This window comes from Microcoleus sp. K1-B1 (assembly GCF_036704705.1).
Taxonomy (GTDB): domain Bacteria; phylum Cyanobacteriota; class Cyanobacteriia; order Cyanobacteriales; family Microcoleaceae; genus Microcoleus.
Map to the genome: position 1 here is coordinate 1 of NZ_JAUBSH010000041.1, position 20,110 is coordinate 20,110.

The following is a 20,110-nucleotide window of genomic DNA, read 5'->3' on the forward strand; positions in this document are numbered from 1 at the left end:
TTGAGTTACCTCAGTAGATATATTCTTTTTGTTTACTTATCTTAACATAGTTCGGTTTTTTTGCGCCGACCTACTTACATAATTTTTCATTGTAGTCTATGATTGAATGTAATTAAATGTAATTAATGTTACACAATATCTATCGCAAAAAGTCACATTTTGTAAGAGATATCATAAAATGTCATAAAAAGTCTGATAAAATAAGCAAAACCACTACACCTACCCGACCAATGGACGTTCAAGAAGTCTTGAGATTTGCCGACGAAATGGTTTTCGCCAAAACAGGAGAGCACTTGGACGATCTGCAAAAAGCTATCCTGCTGGGTGTATGGGAAGGTCAAAAATACTCTCAAATCGCAGAAGCATCATATTGTAGCGAAGGTCACATCAGGAATGTAGCTTCAAAATTATGGAAACGTTTATCAAATGTATTAGATGAAGAAGTAACTCAATCGAATTTACGCTCAACACTTGAGAGGCGACAAGTATTTATTGTTTCACAAAATTTTGGTAATGATTTTGTATTTTATAACGTCAATGTCAGTACAGATAGCCAATCTCCAGAAGTTCCAAAAGAACGATCGCTCTCAACCCCCACCTCAGACACCTCCCAAACCGTAACCCGACTAGACTTAGCCGATGCACCTCATATTTCATTATTGTGCGATCGCACATCCCAACTCGCCACCCTGGAAAAATGGATCGTCCAAGAAAAGTGTAACCTTGCAGCAATATCAGGACTCAGCGGTATTGGCAAAACCGCACTTTCCCTCCACCTCATCCCAAAAATTCAGCATAACTTTGAATACGTCATCTGGCGAAGTCTCCGCCACTCCCCACAGTTAGAAACTACCCTAAAAAATCTCCTAGAATTTCTCTTAAATAAACCAGAAATCGAACTCCCTACCAGCATTCCCGATCGACTTTCCCTGTTAATGGAATATCTGCGAAAAAACCGCTGTCTCATCATCCTCGACGACGTGCAAACCATTCTCAGCAGCGGACAACTAGCAGGAAATTACCGCCCCCAATGGGAAAATTACAGCATCCTCTTCAGACAAATCGGAGAAACAACCCACAACAGTTGTTTAATCCTCAACAGTTGGGAACCCCCCAGAGAAATTACCGCCTTAAAAGGTGAAAATTCACCAGTTCGCAGCTTACAACTCAAAGGCATAGGTACAGCAGCAGCGGAAATTTTCCGACAAAAAAGTTTACTCAATCCCGAAACATGGGAAAATCTAATTAACACCTACCGAGGCAATCCATTGTGGTTAAAAATAGTCGCCACCACTATTCAAGAAATATTCCGAGGTAGGGTTGCAGAATTTTTGAAATATGATATGCTATTCTTAGGGGAAGAATTGGCAGCAACATTGCACCCGCAGATAAATCGTTTGTCAGAATTAGAGAAAAACCTCATCTGCCACCTCAGCCGCGAAGCAAATTCAGTTTCAATAGAGCAATTGCTACAAGATGCCAATTTACCGCCCTCCGACTTATTCGACGGGCTGCAATCTTTGGGGAGGCGATCGTTAGTTGAAATAGAAGAACAGGAGAATGAAACGCTATTCAGCGTTTGTCCTGTGGTGAGACAATATGTGCTCTCAAATCCAGTTTGTTGATACTTTCCGACAGTCCGACAGTCCGGCAGGGGTTGAAACCCCTGCCTCAAAGCTAAAGTCGGTTAAAACCGACTACAGAGTGTGATGAAAATGCAATGAATTGTAGTCCTCTTTTAGAGGACTTTCGCTGTGAGACAGGGGTTTTCAACCCCTGTGGGACTCGAAGTCAAACGAGAGATTCGATCGCAAATATGAATACTGCTCAACCTTCATTAACTAAAACCGAATTAAGAAAATCGCTCCTCAACACCCGCAAATCCCTATCAGCACAAGAATGGAGACAAAAGAGCACGAGCATCTGCAATCACCTGCAAAACTCGCCCCTATTCACCCAAGCAAAAACAATCCTCGCCTACTTCAGTTGTCGCCAAGAACCAGATTTAAGTCCCCTATTTGTAACTCCCCGCAAATGGGGATTTCCCCGCTGTGTCGGCAAAGAGCTATCCTGGCACATCTGGCAGCCGGGAGATGCTTTACATACTGGAGCTTATGGCATACTCGAACCCCTGCCAGATGCTCCTAAAATAGACCACTCAGAAGTAGATTTAATCCTCGTACCCTCAGTAGGCTGCGATGTTCGCGGCTATCGCTTGGGCTACGGCGGTGGCTATTACGACAGAATGCTCAGTTTAGCTGAGTGGGAATCAAAAGTTACGATCGGCATTATCTTTGAATTTGCCTTGCTCGCCCAACTACCAGTTGACTCCTGGGATAAACCGCTGCACGGAATTTGCACGGAAAGCGATTTGACAATCGTACAGCAAAAATCAAGAAGGTCGATCGAGCAATAAATTTTCAGAAATTATCCCTAGATCCATGTTTATATATATTCTATTTAGGACTTGCACAAGTCTTTTTGAATCTAGAATCTAAAACCTAAAATCTAAAATAGTATGGCCCAGCGCTACGTTCGAGTCAAAACAACACAAGGACACATCCATTACGGTTTACTGCAACTCAGCCACAGCGTTCAAGTATTTGATGCACCGCCCTGGTTAAAAGGACAACCAACCGATTTGGAACTTTCACCAGATACTTACCAAATTCTCGCCCCGTGCTCTCCCTCAAAAATTGTAGCCGTAGGCAAAAATTATGTCGATCACGCCGCCGAGATGGGAACCCCAGTACCGGAAGAACCTCTGTTGTTTTTCAAGCCTCCGAGTGCCGTCATCCCTGCAGGTGCAACGATTCGTTATCCGCAGCAGTCGGAAAGGGTAGACTACGAGGGAGAATTAGCCCTGGTAATTGGCGAACATTGTAGCAACTGCACTCCCGAACAAGCACACAGCAAAATTTGGGGATATACGATCGCCAATGACGTAACAGCCAGAGATTTGCAAAAGCGAGACAACCAGTGGGCGAGGGCCAAAGGGTTCGATACTTTTTGTCCCTTGGGGCCTTGGATTGTCCGCGAACTGAGTCCTGCTGCACAGTTGCAGACTTTTGTCAATGAGAGCGAGCGACCGGTACAGTCATCCCAGATCGATCGCATGGTATTTTCCCCAGACTTTCTCGTCTCCTACATCAGTCAAATAATGACCCTAATTCCCGGCGATGTGATACTGACTGGAACGCCGCAAGGAGTAGGGCCGCTACAAATAGGCGATCGAGTCAGAATTGAAATAGAAGGCATCGGCAGTCTTGAAAATACAGTAGTTATTGGTTATTAGTTATTGGTTATTGGTTATTGGTTATTGGTTATTGGTTATTGGTTATTGATTGTTATAACCAACAACTAAGAACTTAACTGCTGACAAGTCACAACTAACAAATAACCAATAACTACTGACAACTAACAAGTAACAAATAACCAATAACTACTAACTAACGAACCTGCATATAAACAGCATCCGAAAGCGGAGGAATCTCTGCATAGCGTCCCAAAAGCGACTGAACGACTGCATAGACAAATGCAGCAAAAGCGCCCAAAAACACCATGTTATTCAGAGTTTCCGCAATAAATGCGACTTGGGGAACCTCAAAAATCGGCAAAACCAGACGGCACAGGATCAAAACAATGTCTAAAAGAATTGCCTGCATCGCATTAAAACGAATGAAGTGACTGATGTTTTCGTTTCTAACTACTCCTAAATACAGAGCAAAGAAGATAATCAAGCTAGCCAAGGGCAAACTATAAATTTGCATCAAAGGAGCTAGCGGTATCAACAACACTTGCAGGACAGGAAACTGTGTAAATAGAAACCTGCCAAACCACAGCCCGTCAATCAGCGGGAGCAAATAAGGCAAAGAAGCAAAAATCCGGTCTGGAACAGTTGTAGATCCGCGCCAAGTCATAATGAAGTCTCCTGAGTCGATCGATTAACTATGAATTCCATTAAACTCAGGATAACGCAGCAGGCTCAGTTCCGACTCGCCCGGAATTTGCTCATTTGTGGGCCGATAGCAGCCTCAAGTACCAGATAGGGGAACTTAGATCGAATCGGGTTAATAATAGTCACCATCCCCCATGCCCGATGCCCGATGCCCGATGCGCGATGCCCAATGATTATTTAATATTGGCAATGACAAAGCCCATTTGACACTCGTACTGATCGGGCAAATTTTCCGTAGGTTTAGCAACTCGATGACCGCAGCGAAGCTCTCCACCGCTCCAGCGCGGTTGGCCAGTGCGATCTGCCAGCAAACAACTTTGGCAAACACACTGAGGGGCAAGCATCTGATTTTCCATTAAAATGACTAACATTTGATACCTCCGACAGGTTTCACACCAGTAATTTCATTGTATGTCAGGAGTTGGGGACAAACGGCTTAACCTGAACACAACGTAATATTTATATCAATGGTGCGAAATCCGTAGTACGGTATAAGATCCCCAATTCCCAATCCCAAAACTGTCAAGAGGTTGATTATTGTGACGGACACTAACTTAGAATTCCTTTCCAAAACCGATCCGCTGATTGCCGATTTAATCGGGCAAGAGCTCCAGCGGCAGCGAGACCACCTAGAACTCATCGCCAGCGAAAACTTTACCTCCGCAGCGGTAATGGCAGCTCAAGGCTCAGTGCTGACCAATAAATACGCCGAAGGACTGCCAGCGAAACGCTACTACGGCGGCTGCGAATTTATTGACGGCATCGAGCAAATTGCGATCGATCGCGCCAAACAGCTATTTGGAGCCGCTCACGCCAACGTCCAGCCCCACTCCGGCGCTCAAGCCAACTTTGCAGTATTTTTGAGCTTGCTGGAACCCGGAGACGGAATTATGGGCATGGATTTGTCCCACGGCGGACACTTGACCCACGGTTCGCCGGTTAACGTATCCGGCAAATGGTTCAAAGCTTTTCACTACGGCGTCAGCCAAGAAACAGAACAGCTTGACTATGACGAAATTTTGGCCAGTGCCAAAGAAAACCGACCGAAATTGCTAATTTGTGGCTATTCAGCATATTCGCGAATTATCGACTTTGAGAAGTTTAGAGCCATCGCCGACGAAATCGGAGCCTACTTGCTCGCCGACATCGCCCACATCGCCGGGTTAGTCGCCACAGGGCACCACCCCAACCCCCTCCCCCACTGTCACGCAGTCACCACCACCACTCACAAAACCCTGCGGGGCCCCCGTGGCGGCTTGATTATGACTAATGACCCGGAATTAGGTAAAAAATTTGACAAAGCAGTGTTCCCCGGCACTCAAGGTGGGCCCTTAGAACACGTCATTGCGGGTAAAGCAGTAGCTTTCGGCGAAGCATTAAAGCCTGAATTTAAAACTTATTCCGGTCAAGTAATTGAAAATGCGCGCGCTTTAGCTGAACAGTTGCAGCAGCGGGGTTTAAAACTCGTTTCCGGTGGCACGGACAATCACTTAATGCTAGTTGATTTGCGATCAGTAAATATGACAGGTAAGCAAGCGGATCAATTAGTCAGCGGTGTGAATATTACTGCTAATAAAAATACCGTACCTTTCGATCCGGCATCGCCCTTTGTCACCAGCGGTTTGAGACTCGGTTCGCCGGCGATGACGACCAGGGGAATGGGAACAGCAGAATTTACCGAGATTGGCAATATTATTGCCGAGCGCCTGCTAAATCCCGATGATGAAAGCGTCGCAGCCGACTGCCTGCGTCGAGTAGCAGCACTGTGCGATCGCTTCCCGTTATATCCCCACTTGTACTTGAAAGTGCCGGCATTAGCTTAATTTTCCTGATCGGCAATGGGAAATTGGTAGTTGGAAGTGTACGGGTAAAAGGGTAAAAGAGCAGGAAAAGATTGAGAGTTGCCGGTAGCGATATTGACAAGCGGTTTTCACCAAAAATATCGATCGCCAATACGGTTTTTAGTAAAGATATTTGTCGGGCGGGGCTGGTTTGACTAACGGTATTTGTCGGTTGCGAAAGATACCGCTAGGGCTGGGCCCGCTCGCCAAATATCAACTTTTTTGCTCGCGAAAAAGTCGATATTTCAAATCGTTAATTCGAGAGTTATGAATGAAAAACCTGACAATTCGCCCCAGGGCAACTGCCATTGCGGCAAATCTCCGACTCCCAAACCCCCAGTCGCTCTTCAAGATGTTTCCTTGTTATAAGCCATCTGAAATGTAGTAGACTCTGCCTGACAGCCTAATTGCCCCGCACTATTTAAAATTGATTTCAGATGCCGTACCAGTATCTGTACCACATACTCGCTTTCCTGGTTTCTGCGATCATCGTCCTCTGGAGTACGCCAATAGTCAAAAAAATTGGTCTCAAAAGCGGGCGAGTCGATCGGCCAGGCGAGCGAAAAGTCCACAAGCGCCCGATGGTGCGCTTGGGAGGAGTGTCCATCTTTCTCGGCACTATCACTGCCCTCTTATTTGTCTGGCTCTCAGGAGGCTTCATTGATGCTAGCGGACAAGTTCTCAATCCCAAAGACGAATACGAAATTTGGGGAGTCACCCTCGGCGGCATCGGATTCTTCCTCATCGGTTTAGCAGACGACCTATTTTCGCTCTCGGCCTTAAAACGCTTGCTCATGCAAATTGGCGTATCCAGCATCGCTTGGATGGCAGGCGTACAGATTGAGTTTCTGACAGTTCCCTCCTTGGGACTGACTAATATTGGCTGGCTGAGCTTGCCAATTACCGTGATTTGGCTCGTCGGCATGGCGAATGCCATCAACTGGATTGACGGTTTGGACGGTTTAGCTGCCGGAGTTTCAGGGATTGCAGCAGTTGTGATGCTGATTGTCAGTTTGGCGATGCAGCAACCAGCGGCGGCCCTGATTGCAGCGGCTTTGGCTGGCGGGACATTGGGGTTTCTGCGCTACAACTTCAATCCTGCTCAAATCTTTATGGGAGATGGCGGGGCTTATTTTATCGGGTTTACTCTCGCTGGAGTGGGAGTAATTGGGTTAGTTAAAACTACGGCTGTTACTTCTGTGTTGCTGCCATATTTAATTTTAGCTGTACCGATTTTAGATATGTCGGCGGTGATTCTCGATCGACTTCGCAACGGCAAGTCACCGTTTATTGCTGACAAGCGCCATCTCCACCACCGACTTCTACAAGCCGGACTATCCCATCGATTTGCGGTTTTATTTATTTACTCGCTGACACTGTGGGTGGGAAGTTTAGCCCTAGCTTTTTCGCTTCCCAGCGGCGTAATTTACGCTATGGGTGCAACCAGTTTGCTGGGATATGCTAGCTGGAAAGTTTGGAGACACGCTCGATAGTTAGTTGACTGTTGACTGTTGACTGTTGACTGTTGTTAGTAAGAATCACCAATCACCAATCACTAATCACTAATGACCAATTTCCACTGCCCTATGCCCTATGCCCTATGCCCTATGCCCAATTCCCCAATCTAAAATCTAAAATTGAATGGTTGCTGAAATTATTTGTGTTGGCACTGAATTGCTGTTAGGCGATATTCTTAATAGCAATGCCCAGTTTTTAGCCAAAGAATTAGCGAGTCTGGGAATCCCTCACTACTATCAAACAGTGGTGGGGGACAATCCAGAACGCATCAAACAAGTGTTAGAAATTGCCGTCAGTCGATCGCAGCTTTTGCTCTTCACCGGAGGCCTGGGCCCCACACCAGACGACCTCACAGTCGAAACGATCGCCGATTTTTTTGGGGTTCCCCTCATCGAAAAGCCGGAAATTATCGCAGATATCGAATACAAATTTGCCCAGCGGGGACGCACCATGAGTCCCAGCAATCGCAAGCAAGCTTTAATTCCAGAAACTGCGGACATTCTGCCGAACCGCAGCGGTTCTGCACCGGGCATTATTTGGCAGCCGGTTTCTGACGTGACAGTAATGACATTTCCCGGCGTACCGGCGGAAATGCACTTGATGTGGCAAGAAACCGCCGTTCCTTACCTGAAAAATGGCGGCTGGTGCAGCGCCACTATTTACAGCCGCACATTGAAATTTTGGGGGATTGCTGAGTCGGCATTGGCCGAAAAAGTAGAGAGTTTTCTGAATTTAACTAATCCTACTGTGGCTCCCTACGCCAATCACGGCGAAGTCAAACTGCGGATTTCGGCCCGCGCGGAGTCCTCCGTGGCGGCGAAAAACTTGATTGAGCCGATCGAACAACAATTGCGGCAAATTGCCGGCTCGGACTGCTACGGTGCTGATAGTGATACCCTCGCTTCGACTGTGGGCCAATTGTTGCTGGATGCGGGGCAAACTCTTAGCGTGGCTGAATCCTGCACCGGAGGAGGATTGGGGGCGATGCTGACTGGTGTTTCCGGCAGTTCGAGCTACTTTTTAGGCGGGATTATTTCTTACGACAATCGGGTTAAGGAAGGATTATTAGGTGTTAATCCGCAAGATTTAGCCGAGTTTGGGGCAGTCAGCCACCAAGTGGCAAAACAAATGGCTGCAGGAGTTCGCGATCGCCTCAATACCGATTGGGGATTGAGCATTACAGGCATCGCCGGGCCCGAAGGCGGCACAGATGCTAAACCTGTCGGACTGGTTTATGTTGGTTTAGCAGGGCCCCACGGCGACGCAGAAAGCTTTGAATACCGCTTTGGCGATGCCAGAGGCCGCGAGTGGATTCGGAATCTGAGTAGCTGTACGGCGCTCGATGGGCTCCGGCGTAAATTATTGTTGGCAAAAGCGTAGAAAAAATCCTATGATTGGTCAATTGTCAACAGTCAACCGTAAACTTAAGCTTTATTTAACACTCTATACTCCGATATAATTCGGCAATTTTCCTTTTGCCTCTTGATTATCTGTAAAGATTCGTTATGATAATAAGATAGGACTGATTGGCCAAGATACTGACTCTCTCCATTGCTCAAAATAACCAGCAAGCGAGAAAGCAAGTTTGACCTTTGGTTTCAAAGTCGTGCTTGCTTATTTTCAGATATTTAGCCGTCGGTTTAGCAATCTAGACTATAAGAAAAGGAGCTATCCGTTCAATGGAAGACATTGAAAAGGTGCTGGAACAAATTAAAGAATGGGTTCGCAAGCTGATAGAAGGACTGCTGAGTCCCGAACCTGAACCGGAACTCGAACCGATTCGTATTCCTGTAAACCAACCGAGGAATCGCAGGTAGTCGGGACTGAATTAGAAGTTTGAGGTTTAAGGTTTGAGGTTTGAGGTGGCAGACGGGTTCTAAATCCCATGTCAAAACTCTCATAATTTTTGTTGCGCTGGAAATTTTAAAATTGTTAAATATCCTGGTACTTCACGGCCCCAATCTGAATCTATTGGGTCAGCGAGAACCTGGAGTTTATGGTTCTGCGACTTTAAATGATATCAACAAGTTGCTAGAACGAGAAGCGCAAGCCCTCCAGGTGCAAGTCTCTATTCAGCAGTCGAATCATGAAGGGGTATTGGTGGATGCAATTCACTCGATGTTAGGGCAGCACCAAGGCTTATTGATTAATGCTGGAGCTTATACTCATACGAGTGTGGCAATTAGAGACGCGATCGCCGCGGTGAATATCCCTGCGGTAGAAGTTCATCTGAGCAATATTTACCGGCGGGAAGCTTTTCGGCACCACTCGTTTATCGCAGCGGTGGCGATCGGGCAAATCAGCGGTTTTGGCCCAGAAAGTTATCGGCTGGGGCTGCAAGCTCTAGTTAGTTACCTGATTAAAAATTAAAAATTTACCGATTGTAGCGATCGGATGAGGGCAGGTTTTAGATGGAAAACCAGCCCTTATATGTTTGGGTTGAATTCAAATTAATCACAAGAATTAGGAAAAGAAGCAAACCAGGAAGAATTCTAAATTACCAATTACCAATTACTAACAACTTGAGTTAAATTCAAATGCGGCATTCCCTGTTGAGCAAGTTTCAAGGAACCATCCTGGGGGCAGTTTTAGGAGACTCTATAGGCCTGCAATACCAGAGGCAACTCGTGGGTATTCCCCCCCAAACAGAAGACTTGCAGCCGATTTTACAACTGACGAAACACCAACAATTGACCCTAAGAGGGGCAACATTAGCGCTGAATTCAGTCAACAGTAAAAGCCCAAGTGGCAAAGACTCATCCGCATCCGGGAGACTTGCGGTAGCCTGTACTCAAAGTTTAATTCGGTGTAGGGGTTTAGATTTAAAAGATTGGCGCGATACTTGGGAAGCATTTGCCAAGTCGGAAATCTACCATCCCCGCAACAGTGAGTTTCAAACCCTGCTTAACCCTGGTGAAGCTGCCGTTGCTGCGCTGCCATCCGCGATGTTTTTTCACGAAAATAAAGCCAAGCTGCGAGAAAAAATCATGCTGGCGATAGAGGTTTGGCCCAACGAAAACCAGCCAGAATGGGAAACAGCAATTTTAGCAGTAGCATATACGATCGCCCGGGCTCTCAAAGAAAGACTTGACCCCGCGACAGCGATCGAGCAAACACTTGCCTACCTGAAAACAGATAATGCCTTAACAGAGCTGCTGCTGCAAGTGCAAATACTACTAGAAAAGGGAGCCGATTTAGAAACAGCCGCCACTCATCTGTGCAAAAGCGCCACAGCTTTGCGAGAAAGACAGGGCGAAGGTAAGAAAAAATTACAAACCGAGTCAATTGTCAACCCAGGAAATTTCATTCCCATTGCCTTAGCTTTCTACTGCTTTTTGAACACCCCAGAAGACTTGCGCTTGTCAGTGGTGCGCGCTGCCCGCTGTGGTATAGCCGGACAAATAACCTGCGCTTTGACGGGAGCTTTGTCTGGAGCCTATAACGGCGTTGCTGCGATTCCTGTAGAATGGCGACAGGTATCTTCGGCTGAGGTTAAATCGCAGCAGCTAGCCGAGGGCCTAGAACCCTCGCTCTGGGGAACTGGCAGCGATGCAAAAATTGTAGAGTTAGCAAATAACCTGTTTGCTGTTTGGGCAGGAGTTTACAGACCCGATGCCGGACTGGATTCCGCAGCGCTAGCCCGATCGGTGGCTGCACCTTATGTCATTAGACCTCGTAAAATATAAAGGTTGGAGCTTTTACTGGTAAGGGGAAACCAGAAATTAGCAATTAGCCATTAACAAGTCAAAAGCGAAAGTTGAAGGATAGCGACAATTAAAGATTAAAAAGTGAAAAATTAAATGTGAAAAATTAAATCGGACGCGCCTGCCCCAACAAGCCAGGTTTAAACGAGAATATGGGGTTGGAAAACGAAGAATCTACGGAGAAACAAGGTTTTTAGCCCTCGCCCGCAAGTTCTGTTCAAGACAGACAAGGGAAGCAAAGAAGCTGCTTGCGTTGTTGGCCACCGTCAGGAAAGCCAACTTCTGGCGATAGTCAGGCAAAGTAGCCTGGAGGGTTGAATATTCAGCCAGGGTAGTTCGGATAAAATCAATCAAGATGCATAGTCAGAAATTCTGACAAAGCTGCTGGATAACAGTGATATATCTTCGACACAAATGAATACGCTCTCCTCATTGATGCGGCAGATTGAGCAGCTAGGGGCTGCGCGCTCACTGCGCCAACACATTGCTAAAGTGCAAAATGGCAGCAGCAAAGCAGATACCTCACGCGCTGGCGGGCCTCTCCTGAGCCGTTTGTCGCGCCAGAAATGGCTTCTTCCCGAGACTTTTACTACTAAATTTACAAGTAAAACCTCCAAATCAAGCCTCAAAAATCAAGCTCGTTCTCCTATGTTGGCGCTGGTAGCGGTAGTTTCCCTAAGCAGCACTCTGGGCCACCGCTTCTACAACCAGCCGAAACTGGATGTGGGGACGAAAGCTCCTCAGACGATTAAGGCTCCTGCTACTGCTAGCATCCCCGATTACAAAACTACTGAAGAACAGCGGAAAGCGGCGCGGATAGGGGCTGTAGCGATATTAATGCTGGATTCGGCGGTCGATCGACAAATTTATCAAGAATTGCAACAATTTTTGCAGCAGGGAAGCGAGCTACGGGAGGCGGTAGGCCCGTTTCCGTTTGCGAGTACCTCGGCGCTCTCACTTGCTGTTCAGGTTTACTTGCGGGGCTGTCCTGAGTGGGAGTGGCGCTCGATTTTGGCGCAAGCGGGTGACAAAAGTGCAACTTCCGAGCGATTGAGTTTGGATTCCCCGGCAATTGCTGCGGCAACAGATAACAAGTCTCAGCAAGATGCTATCGCTCAACTGCAAGCTTACAGCCGATCGGTCCGGGCAGCAGAATTTCAAAGCCTGACAGACAGTATTTCCTCTGCTCGCCAGCGCTATCTCAATGCTGTGGAGGCGCTGGGAAAACCGTTGGTTGTGGGGCTGCCACAGATTTACGATACTTCGCTGTTTGATTGGTCAGATGCAGCTTGGCAGAAAACCCAAACCGGTATGAGTCGGGCGGCAAAAAGGATGGTGGCTCAAGGTATCCCGCAGGGGTTGCCAAAAGAGATTTTGAAAGAAGCCGTGAAGCTGCAAGTGGCTGATGAAGTGCCGTTAGAGTCCCAAGCTTTGGCGGTGGAGGGTTTAACAGCGATTTTGCAGCCAAATCTGGTGAGAGATCGCGAGGAAACCAAACAGCTAGCTGAATTAGCGGCGCAAAAGGTGAAACCGGTGATGATCGCAGTAGATCAGGGCGAGATAATTGTTGCCCAAGGACAAGAGATCTCGCAGCAAGATTTCGTGTTGCTGGACTATTTTGGTTTAAGCAGGCGGGGGGTGAATTGGCTGGGGCTGACGGGTTTTGTTTGTTTAGTCGCGGGGGCAATTGCGATCGTACTGCTGGTGGAAAGGCACTACCGCTTGCGCCGCAGAGATCATTTGTTATTGCTGCTGCTGACTTTGAGCGCGCCTGTGCTGGTGAGTTTGGGGCTGCCTTGGACGAGTTTGCCCGCGATCGGGATTTTAGCGGGAGGCTTCTACGGTTCGGCGGTGGGAGTCACTGTGGTGGGGCTGCTGTCGGCGCTGCTACCCATTGGCTTAAATGTGGACTTGATTCATTTGGTGGCTAGCGGGGCGGGCGGATTGCTGGGCGCTTTTATGGCCGGGCGGCTGCGATCGCGCGAGGAATTGGCTCTTTTGGGCGTGGCTGTCGGCTTGGCTCAGGGCACCGTTTATCTGGTGGGGACTTTGATTGCCAGCGCGGCTGCCGGTGCAATTTGGTACGTCGTACTGGGTACGGTGGGCGCGCAAAGTTTGGCCGGTTTGGCTTGGAGCGTTGTGGCGATCGGCATCAGCCCTTATTTGGAACACGTTTTTGACTTGATTACCCCGATCCGGCTGGCGGAACTTGCCAATCCCAACCGCCCGCTGTTGAAGAAATTGGCTGCCGAGGCTCCGGGGACTTTTCAGCACACGCTGTTTGTGGCGAGTTTGGCGGAGGCTGCGGCCCGGGAACTTGGCTGCAATGTTGAGCTGGTCAGAACTGGGACATTATACCACGATATTGGAAAAATGCACGATCCGTTGGGATTTTGTGAAAATCAAATGGGTGGGGGCAACAAACACGATGAAATTAATGACCCTTGGGCGAGCGCGGAGATTATTAAAAAGCACGTTACCGAGGGGTTGGTGATGGCGCGGAAGCATCGATTGCCGAAGGCAATTCAGGCGTTTATTCCAGAACACCAAGGTACAATGTTAATTGCTTACTTCTACCACCAAGCGCAGCAAATTGCTGCAAAAGAAATAGAAGATTTAAAGATGGTTTTGCCAGATGCGGATAATTCAAAGTTAACAATCGCAAGTCGCCAAGTGAGGGAGGAGGATTTTCGCTACGATGGGCCGATTCCGCAGTCGCGGGAAACCGGGATTTTGATGCTGGCGGATTCTTGCGAGGCTGCTTTGCGATCGCTCAAAGATGCTACTCATGAAGAGGCTTTGAATATGGTTAATAAGATTTTGAGGGCTCGCTGGCAGGATAATCAGTTGATTGATTCGGATTTAACGCGGGAGGATATGTCTCTAATTGCGGAGATTTTTGTGCGGGTTTGGGAACAGTTCAATCACAAGCGGATTGCTTACCCTAGTGCAGTTTTTACTCCCAGGTAGGCGAAAATTTTTAGTTAGGAAAAATCAGTTCGCATTTCAGTTGTGAATGAGATTTCATTGCGATTTGCCCGGTAAAGCGCCATGCACTTCAGGATTGTGGCTGACAATTACCACAGTTTGTTTGATTCCTCAAAATTCCGAGGAGTCGATATCTCTTTCGCCAGCTAGGTGCGATCGCAATTTTTGCCAGTCTTCGGCATCGATCGCATTTGCAAACCCGATGATATAGTCATTTCAAATAAATGTGAGACAAATGCAAGATGATGTAAAATCAAGAAAAATTGTTAACTCGGAGCCGAAAAATGGCATACAGTCTAGATTTGAGAAAAAGAGTAGTGGATTATGTGGAAAATGGAGGGGGTATAACCAAAGCCGCCGCCCTGTTTAAAGTAGGAAGAGCAACAATATACAGATGGCTAGGGAGGGAAGACCTTAGAGCAACCAAGGTAGAACACCGTGAGCGAAAGATAGACTGGGAAGCACTCAGAAAAGATGTAGAAGAAAATCCCGAAGCAAGATTAATAGAAAGAGCAAGGAAATTCGGGGTGAGAGCGAGTGCCATATGCTATGCTTTAAAGAAAATGAAAATTACGAGAAAAAAAAAGAATTTCGTTATAAAGAAAGGAATAGAGAAGAAAGAATAAAATACTACCAAACACTGAGAAATTTAATTAAGGTTTATGGTAGTAAAAGCCTTGTATTTATTGATGAATCAGGATTTGAAGAGTTTCATGCTTGTGTTTATGCGTGGTCAAAAAAAGGAAAAAAAGTATATGGGGATAGACAAGGAAAACGGGGAAAAAGAGAAAACTTAGTAGCAGGAAGAAGAAAAGGCAACAAGGACTTGATTGCACCTATGGTCTTTACAGGGAGCTTGAATGCAGAAAGTTTTGAAGGGTGGTTAGCTTTATATTTATTGCCATCTTTAAAAATACCATCAATATTAATCATGGATAATGCACCGATTCATCGTAAGACAGCAATTAAACTCCTGGTGGAGGAAGCAGGCCATCAGATACTTTTTTTACCAAAATACTCTCCTGACTTAAATGATATTGAGCATGATTTTAGTGCATTAAAGAGAGCTCTAATGTATTCGCATTCTGCCACATCTCTTGATGAGATTATTCGCGCTTATTGTGCAACCTAGTGTCTCATTTTTATTTGAAATAACTATAGTATCTACAACCCCAGCGCAGTCAACTATCCAGCGGATTTCTGGCCGTTCCTACATCACAAATAAGTTTGGTGAGTTGTGAGTTTAAAAGATTTTAATTTTTAACCGCAGATGAACGCGGATAAACGCCGATTTTTTATGTTGATTCTATCCTTTGACTCCCGCAGCAGTTTCTGTTGGCACAATGTATTTTTGCAAAAGCAAAAATAGTCCTAAAACTGGAACAATAGAAATAATAGAACCCGCCGCAACTAAACGCCAATCTAAAGAAAATGTCCCGGCTAAATTGGCTACCCCTAAAGGTAAAGTGTAATATTCCGGCCTGTCTAAAACTAGCAGTGGCCACAGAAAGTCACTCCAAGAACCGATAAATACAAAAATTCCTAAAGTAACTAAAGCTGGTTTAATTGCCGGAATCATGACGTGCCACCAAATGCCTAATTCGCTGCAGCCGTCGATGCGGGCGGCTTCTTCTAGTTCTTTGGGAACTGCTAGAAATGCTTGTCGTAATAAAAATATGCCGAAGGCTGAGGCTAGTCCGGGAAAGATTACGCCTAAATAACTATTTTTTAGTCCGAGTTGTACAGTCAATATGTATAGGGGAATCATGACTATTTGGAAGGGAATCATGATTGTGGAAATGATCGTGATTAAGATGGCTTCGCGGCCGCGAAATTTGAGTCTGGCTAAGGGGTAAGCGGCGAGGGCGCAAAAGAGGACGTTGATGCTAACTGTGAGGCCGGCAATTAGGGTGCTGTTGAACAGGTAGCGGCCGAAGGGGTTGGTTTGCCAAACTTTGATGAAGTTTTCGAGGGTTGGCTGTTGGGGCCACAGTTGCGGGGGAAATTGAAAGATGTTTTCGTTGGGGGATTTGAGGGAGGTACTGAGCAGCCACAGCAAGGGAAACAGCATTAAAAGTGCGATCGCGCTCATGATGCTGTACGTCCACAGGGTGCTCCACGGCGAGGGAGTGTTGTTTGGGGAATTTGGTTTTTTAGTTTTGAGATTGTTCATTGTTGGGATATGATAATAAGTCCTTGCTTCGTGAGAAGCCTTGTTGTCCATAAGGGGATTATTGCCATGAAACCGTTTATTTACGAAACTATGTACATTCTGCGCCCTGATTTGGGCGAGGAAATGACAGACCAGGCGATCGCTAAATATCAAACTATTTTGCGCGATCAAGGTGCTGAAAACATCGAAACTCAGCACCGTGGCAAGCGCCGTTTGGCTTACGAAATCGGCAAGCACCGGGACGGAGTATACGTTCAAATGAACTATACAGCTCCGGGCGCTGCAATTTTTACCCTGGAGCGCGCGATGCGTCTGAGCGAAGAAGTGATTCGCTATTTGACGATCAAGCAAGATGTGCCAGATGCACCGGAAGCGGAAGCTGAAGCTGAAGTCGCCGATTAGCATTCGTGTCAACTTAACGTCTTATGTTGTAGTACCAGTCTACTGTTTGACGATTAGGGCCGCTTATTCCCCGGCACGCCTTTCTTTCTTAAGGGCTACCCTGTACACACAACTTGAAAAACTAACGTCAGAGCCTTTCGCTCCCCCTGGCATCCTCCTGAAAAAGACGCTAGGGGGATATTTGGAATTGTGGGTACAGCATAGTTTCTAAAGGGCGGGACTTGATGTTAATTGAAATTATAGGTGGATGGGCGATTGTTTTTCTAGGGGGGACGATCGCTCTTTGTTGTGGGGAGGCTGCTGGGACTTAATCTATTTTTATCCACAAAGAAAGCTCGCATTTTGAGGATGGCGAGGGCGATTCACTTTGGCTCAACTCTATTATCTAGTTGACTACAAAAAACTTGACTATGCTTGAGCATAGCTGCTTAATCATTGTAAATCTAATTGTGATCCGCTACTTATTAAATTTACTGTCAACTAAGGCAAATTCGACTTTCTTGAGAGGCAAAATTCTGCATCTATAACTCTGAACCAAACTATAAACTTATTTTTGCCCTTGGCAATTAAGCTGTTGTGCATTTAAATTGTATATTTCGAGTCCCGATCAAAAATCGTCAAATCATCTCCCCCGATCCCCATCGGACCCTCTCCCTCTCTAATACCATAGGCAATCTAGATGCAACACAGCTTAGGTAGCAGCTAAAATGTGGCTCTTAGCCCTCTTAAGTCACTCTGGGAAAATAAAAATAAGAGCCAAATTTTTAACTGTAGATAGAGCTAGCATTTGAGCGTTTATTTTCTAACAGAATGGCCCAAATCAAGATTTTTGGTAAAAGTCTTATGCTATAAGCCTTCCAGATTATTTTTTGCCTAAAGTGACAGAAGAGGGTTAAACGAGGATAACCCTAACCCTCTTCTGTCACCCTGGGAAAATAAAAATAAGAGCCAAATTTTTAACTGTAGATATAGCGAGAATTTGAGCATTTATTTTCTAGCAGAATGGCTGAAATCAGGATTTTTGGTAAAAGTCTTATGCTCTAAGCGTTCCTGATTATTTTTTGCTAAAAGTGACAAAAGAGGGCTAATTTTCCTATCCATTCCAAAACCTTGTTCTAGGCGGGGATACTTGTATTTCCCCGCCTAGGGCTTGAAACTGTTAAAGCTAGGTCAGATACAGAGTAAAACTACCACCCTGGGTTTAGATAATCTTCTGCCGAAGTCCCATCACACGAAAAAGGAGTAGCTAAGGACCGTAATTCAAAAATTGTGTCGGTCAGACGGTCAATTTCTCGACCAAGCATACATTTTTCTTCGGTTAAAGTGGTTACTTCGTACTCCAGTGTACATTTTTCGGTGTCTAAGGCGTCGTACCTATCTTTCAAGGAAGAAATTTTTTCTTCACAGTATTTCAGAGCCTGGTCTTTTGCTGTAGTTGCTTCCAGCAAGGTATTGTAAGATTTTACCAACGCTGCATTTTTTTTGAACAAGCAAAAATTAAACTGTGCTAGAATCTGAATCTCTCTTTCTAATGCAGAGAGATTTTTCTTGGCATGAGATAGTTTGTTGTACAAACTAACCCATGTTAGGTTATGCTTAGACATGGATTACAGTGTCCTTTTATTGTTTGTTTTTTGGTGGTAACAGTTAGAAGTTTCGCCACCGGAGATTTTTAATTGAAACAAAAGTCCTACCTGGATGGCCGTCTAGGTGGGCTTTTTGTTTTAATTATCAAAATTAGACCATACCACTTTTTATTTTAAGCAGGCACTACAAAATGCTTGTTTCTCAGGAATCAATGCATCAAAGCACTTAACTCTAAAATAGAAGCGCGATATAGACAAGTTTGACCTTATACCAAAGCATAACAGAAAATTTCAATTTTACAACCACATTTCCAAAAAAAAATCAAAACACATGGGTGTCAATATTTACGGTTTGGCTAAATTTCATTAGCAGAAGACAGCAGACGGTGGACAACGAATCCATGCGGAATTGATACAGAATCGAAAGCGAATCGAAAGCGAATCGATTGCGAATCGATTGCGAATCGATTGTGAAGGGACAACGAATTGACAACGAATTGACAACGAAGGGACAGCGAATTGACAACGAAGGGACAGCGAATCGATTGTGAATCGATTGCGAATTGACAACGAATTGACAACGAAGGGACAGCGAATTGACAACGAAGGGACAACGAAGGGACAGCGAATCGATTGTGAATCGATTGCGAATTGACAACGAAGGGACAGCGAATTGACAACGAAGGGACAGCGAATTGACAACGAAGGGACAGCGAATTGACAACGAAGGGACAGCGAATCGATTGCGAATCGATTGTGAATCGACTGCGAATCGATTGTGAATCGACTGCGAATCGATTGTGAATCGACTGCGAATCGACTGCGAATCGACTGCGAATCGACTGCGAATCGACTGCGAATCGATGCTACTACCTACTTAGAGCGGAATCGGTATTTTCCCGCCTAGGGCTTGGAACCGTTGCCGCTACGTCAGGAAATGTAGCTATCCTGATTGACGACCGGAATCTTAACCCTCTTAAGTCACTCTGGGAAAATAAAAATAAGAGCCAAATTTTTAACTGTAGATAGAGCTAGCATTTGAGCGTTTATTTTCTAACAGAATGGCCCAAATCAAGATTTTTGGTAAAAGTCTTATGCTATAAGCCTTCCAGATTATTTTTTGCCTAAAGTGACAGAAAAGGGTTAGAAGAGGAATATTGTCAAATTTTGCCAACTGCTGCTTGAGGTTGGGCCTGAATCCACGAGCCAAAGCCCGATCGCACTCCCTGCAACCTCGATCGAGATTCTCGCCCCATAGCCCAATTGTAAAGTTTTGTGACAATTTTGATTTGGTAGCTTTAGATACAGAATTGTCTGTTATAGTGATAGAAGAGAAGAAAAAACAAGCCCAACATTAATCTAAAGAATACGGAGGAAACCCATATGTCTACTGAAAATCAAGCTCGCTCTCTGATGATGCGCCACCACCAACTGGTGAAGAACCGCCAGCAATCCATGCTCAACCGCACCGCCACCGAAGTCGGGATGGAAGATACGCACTACTGGGGTCACATTCAAGGCAAACCACAGCCCAGCTTTCAAGCCAGCTACGATCGCAGCAACGCCACTATGAGCTAGGCCAAGCTCAATTTCGACAATTGCCTACGAAGTTATTACCTATAAATTGGAGAAATCAGTTATGTCAACTCAAGAACAAGCCCGCAACCTGATGATGCGCCATCAACACGTCGTTAAAAACCGTCAGGAATCCATGCTGAGCCGTGTGGCTGCTGAAGTGGGTTTAGATGCTGGTTCTCCAGCGAGTATCGATCGCAAATAACCCCTTTTTTCAACGGCGAGATAGTTGAATCGAGTTTGTTGTTTGCCAGCTAAAAATTAATAATGTCAATTACAAAACCGTCGCGACTTCTTCTTGAGTTCTAACTCTAGATTGGAAGCCGCGATTAGTTTTATGGGGAATTGGGAATGGGGAATGAGGA

The 20,110-nt window shown here is 45.8% G+C and carries 17 protein-coding genes and 1 pseudogene; 14 read left to right on the forward strand and 4 right to left on the reverse strand.

Annotated elements, in window-relative coordinates; all coding sequences use genetic code 11:
• Positions 1-230: 230 nt before the first annotated feature.
• From QUA83_RS16455 to QUA83_RS16465, 3 genes are all read left to right on the forward strand, one after another.
• A complete protein-coding gene (locus QUA83_RS16455; RefSeq protein ID WP_333294340.1) occupies positions 231-1,625 on the forward strand; it encodes an NB-ARC domain-containing protein in 1,395 nt (464 codons plus the stop codon).
• Between the two features lie 191 nt (positions 1,626-1,816).
• Positions 1,817-2,416 (forward strand): 5-formyltetrahydrofolate cyclo-ligase, encoded by a 600-nt coding sequence (locus QUA83_RS16460; protein WP_333294343.1) that lies wholly within the window; start codon positions 1,817-1,819, stop codon positions 2,414-2,416.
• A 102-nt stretch (positions 2,417-2,518) separates the two neighbouring features.
• Positions 2,519-3,295 (forward strand): fumarylacetoacetate hydrolase family protein, encoded by a 777-nt coding sequence (locus tag QUA83_RS16465; RefSeq protein WP_333294344.1) that lies wholly within the window; start codon positions 2,519-2,521, stop codon positions 3,293-3,295.
• A 154-nt stretch (positions 3,296-3,449) separates the two neighbouring features.
• Here QUA83_RS16465 and QUA83_RS16470 read toward each other — a convergent pair whose 3' ends face one another.
• Together QUA83_RS16470 and QUA83_RS16475 are read right to left on the reverse strand one after the other, a co-directional pair.
• Positions 3,450-3,920 (reverse strand): Tic20 family protein, encoded by a 471-nt coding sequence (locus tag QUA83_RS16470; protein WP_333294347.1) that lies wholly within the window; start codon positions 3,918-3,920, stop codon positions 3,450-3,452.
• Positions 3,921-4,131: 211 nt separating this feature from the next.
• Positions 4,132-4,329 carry a hypothetical protein gene (locus QUA83_RS16475; protein ID WP_333294349.1) on the reverse strand — a complete coding sequence of 66 codons (198 nt, stop codon included), beginning with the start codon at positions 4,327-4,329 and terminating at the stop codon, positions 4,132-4,134.
• 168 nt (positions 4,330-4,497) lie between these two features.
• Here QUA83_RS16475 and glyA point away from each other — a divergent pair, with 168 nt between their 5' ends.
• The 8 genes and pseudogenes from glyA (at position 4,498) to QUA83_RS16515 (ending at position 15,141) form a co-directional block, all read left to right on the forward strand.
• Positions 4,498-5,781, forward strand: a complete 1,284-nt coding sequence (glyA, locus tag QUA83_RS16480) for a serine hydroxymethyltransferase (RefSeq protein ID WP_333294352.1) — start codon at positions 4,498-4,500, stop codon at positions 5,779-5,781.
• A gap of 455 nt (positions 5,782-6,236) precedes the next feature.
• Complete coding sequence (locus tag QUA83_RS16485; RefSeq protein WP_333294353.1) at positions 6,237-7,292, forward strand: MraY family glycosyltransferase; 1,056 nt, start codon at positions 6,237-6,239, stop codon at positions 7,290-7,292.
• Between the two features lie 148 nt (positions 7,293-7,440).
• On the forward strand, positions 7,441-8,697 hold the full coding sequence (locus QUA83_RS16490; protein WP_333294354.1) for a competence/damage-inducible protein A: 1,257 nt from the start codon (positions 7,441-7,443) through the stop codon (positions 8,695-8,697).
• A gap of 299 nt (positions 8,698-8,996) precedes the next feature.
• Positions 8,997-9,134 (forward strand): hypothetical protein, encoded by a 138-nt coding sequence (locus tag QUA83_RS16495; RefSeq protein WP_006631912.1) that lies wholly within the window; start codon positions 8,997-8,999, stop codon positions 9,132-9,134.
• Between the two features lie 112 nt (positions 9,135-9,246).
• Complete coding sequence (gene aroQ / locus QUA83_RS16500) at positions 9,247-9,687, forward strand: type II 3-dehydroquinate dehydratase (RefSeq protein ID WP_333208377.1); 441 nt, start codon at positions 9,247-9,249, stop codon at positions 9,685-9,687.
• 167 nt (positions 9,688-9,854) lie between these two features.
• The gene (locus QUA83_RS16505; protein WP_333294356.1) at positions 9,855-11,003 is read left to right on the forward strand and encodes an ADP-ribosylglycohydrolase family protein; all 1,149 of its coding nucleotides are present in this window, start codon (positions 9,855-9,857) and stop codon (positions 11,001-11,003) included.
• Positions 11,004-11,435: 432 nt separating this feature from the next.
• Positions 11,436-13,991, forward strand: a complete 2,556-nt coding sequence (locus QUA83_RS16510; RefSeq protein ID WP_333294358.1) for an HDIG domain-containing metalloprotein — start codon at positions 11,436-11,438, stop codon at positions 13,989-13,991.
• 302 nt (positions 13,992-14,293) lie between these two features.
• Positions 14,294-15,141: pseudogene (locus QUA83_RS16515) on the forward strand (IS630 family transposase).
• A gap of 174 nt (positions 15,142-15,315) precedes the next feature.
• On the opposite strand, the gene QUA83_RS16520 reads toward QUA83_RS16515, so the two are convergent.
• The gene (locus tag QUA83_RS16520) at positions 15,316-16,233 is read right to left on the reverse strand and encodes a carbohydrate ABC transporter permease (protein ID WP_333294360.1); all 918 of its coding nucleotides are present in this window, start codon (positions 16,231-16,233) and stop codon (positions 15,316-15,318) included.
• A gap of 15 nt (positions 16,234-16,248) precedes the next feature.
• Between QUA83_RS16520 and rpsF the strand changes: the two genes are divergently transcribed.
• Complete coding sequence (rpsF, locus tag QUA83_RS16525; protein ID WP_333294362.1) at positions 16,249-16,584, forward strand: 30S ribosomal protein S6; 336 nt, start codon at positions 16,249-16,251, stop codon at positions 16,582-16,584.
• A 1,187-nt stretch (positions 16,585-17,771) separates the two neighbouring features.
• On the opposite strand, the gene QUA83_RS16530 is transcribed toward rpsF, so the two are convergent.
• Complete coding sequence (locus tag QUA83_RS16530; RefSeq protein WP_333294363.1) at positions 17,772-18,188, reverse strand: hypothetical protein; 417 nt, start codon at positions 18,186-18,188, stop codon at positions 17,772-17,774.
• 1,365 nt (positions 18,189-19,553) lie between these two features.
• On the opposite strand from QUA83_RS16530, the gene QUA83_RS16535 reads away from it, so the two are divergent.
• Together QUA83_RS16535 and QUA83_RS16540 are read left to right on the forward strand one after the other, a co-directional pair.
• Positions 19,554-19,748 (forward strand): hypothetical protein, encoded by a 195-nt coding sequence (locus tag QUA83_RS16535; RefSeq protein WP_006631905.1) that lies wholly within the window; start codon positions 19,554-19,556, stop codon positions 19,746-19,748.
• 61 nt (positions 19,749-19,809) lie between these two features.
• Complete coding sequence (locus QUA83_RS16540) at positions 19,810-19,950, forward strand: hypothetical protein (protein WP_015176121.1); 141 nt, start codon at positions 19,810-19,812, stop codon at positions 19,948-19,950.
• Positions 19,951-20,110: the final 160 nt, after the last annotated feature.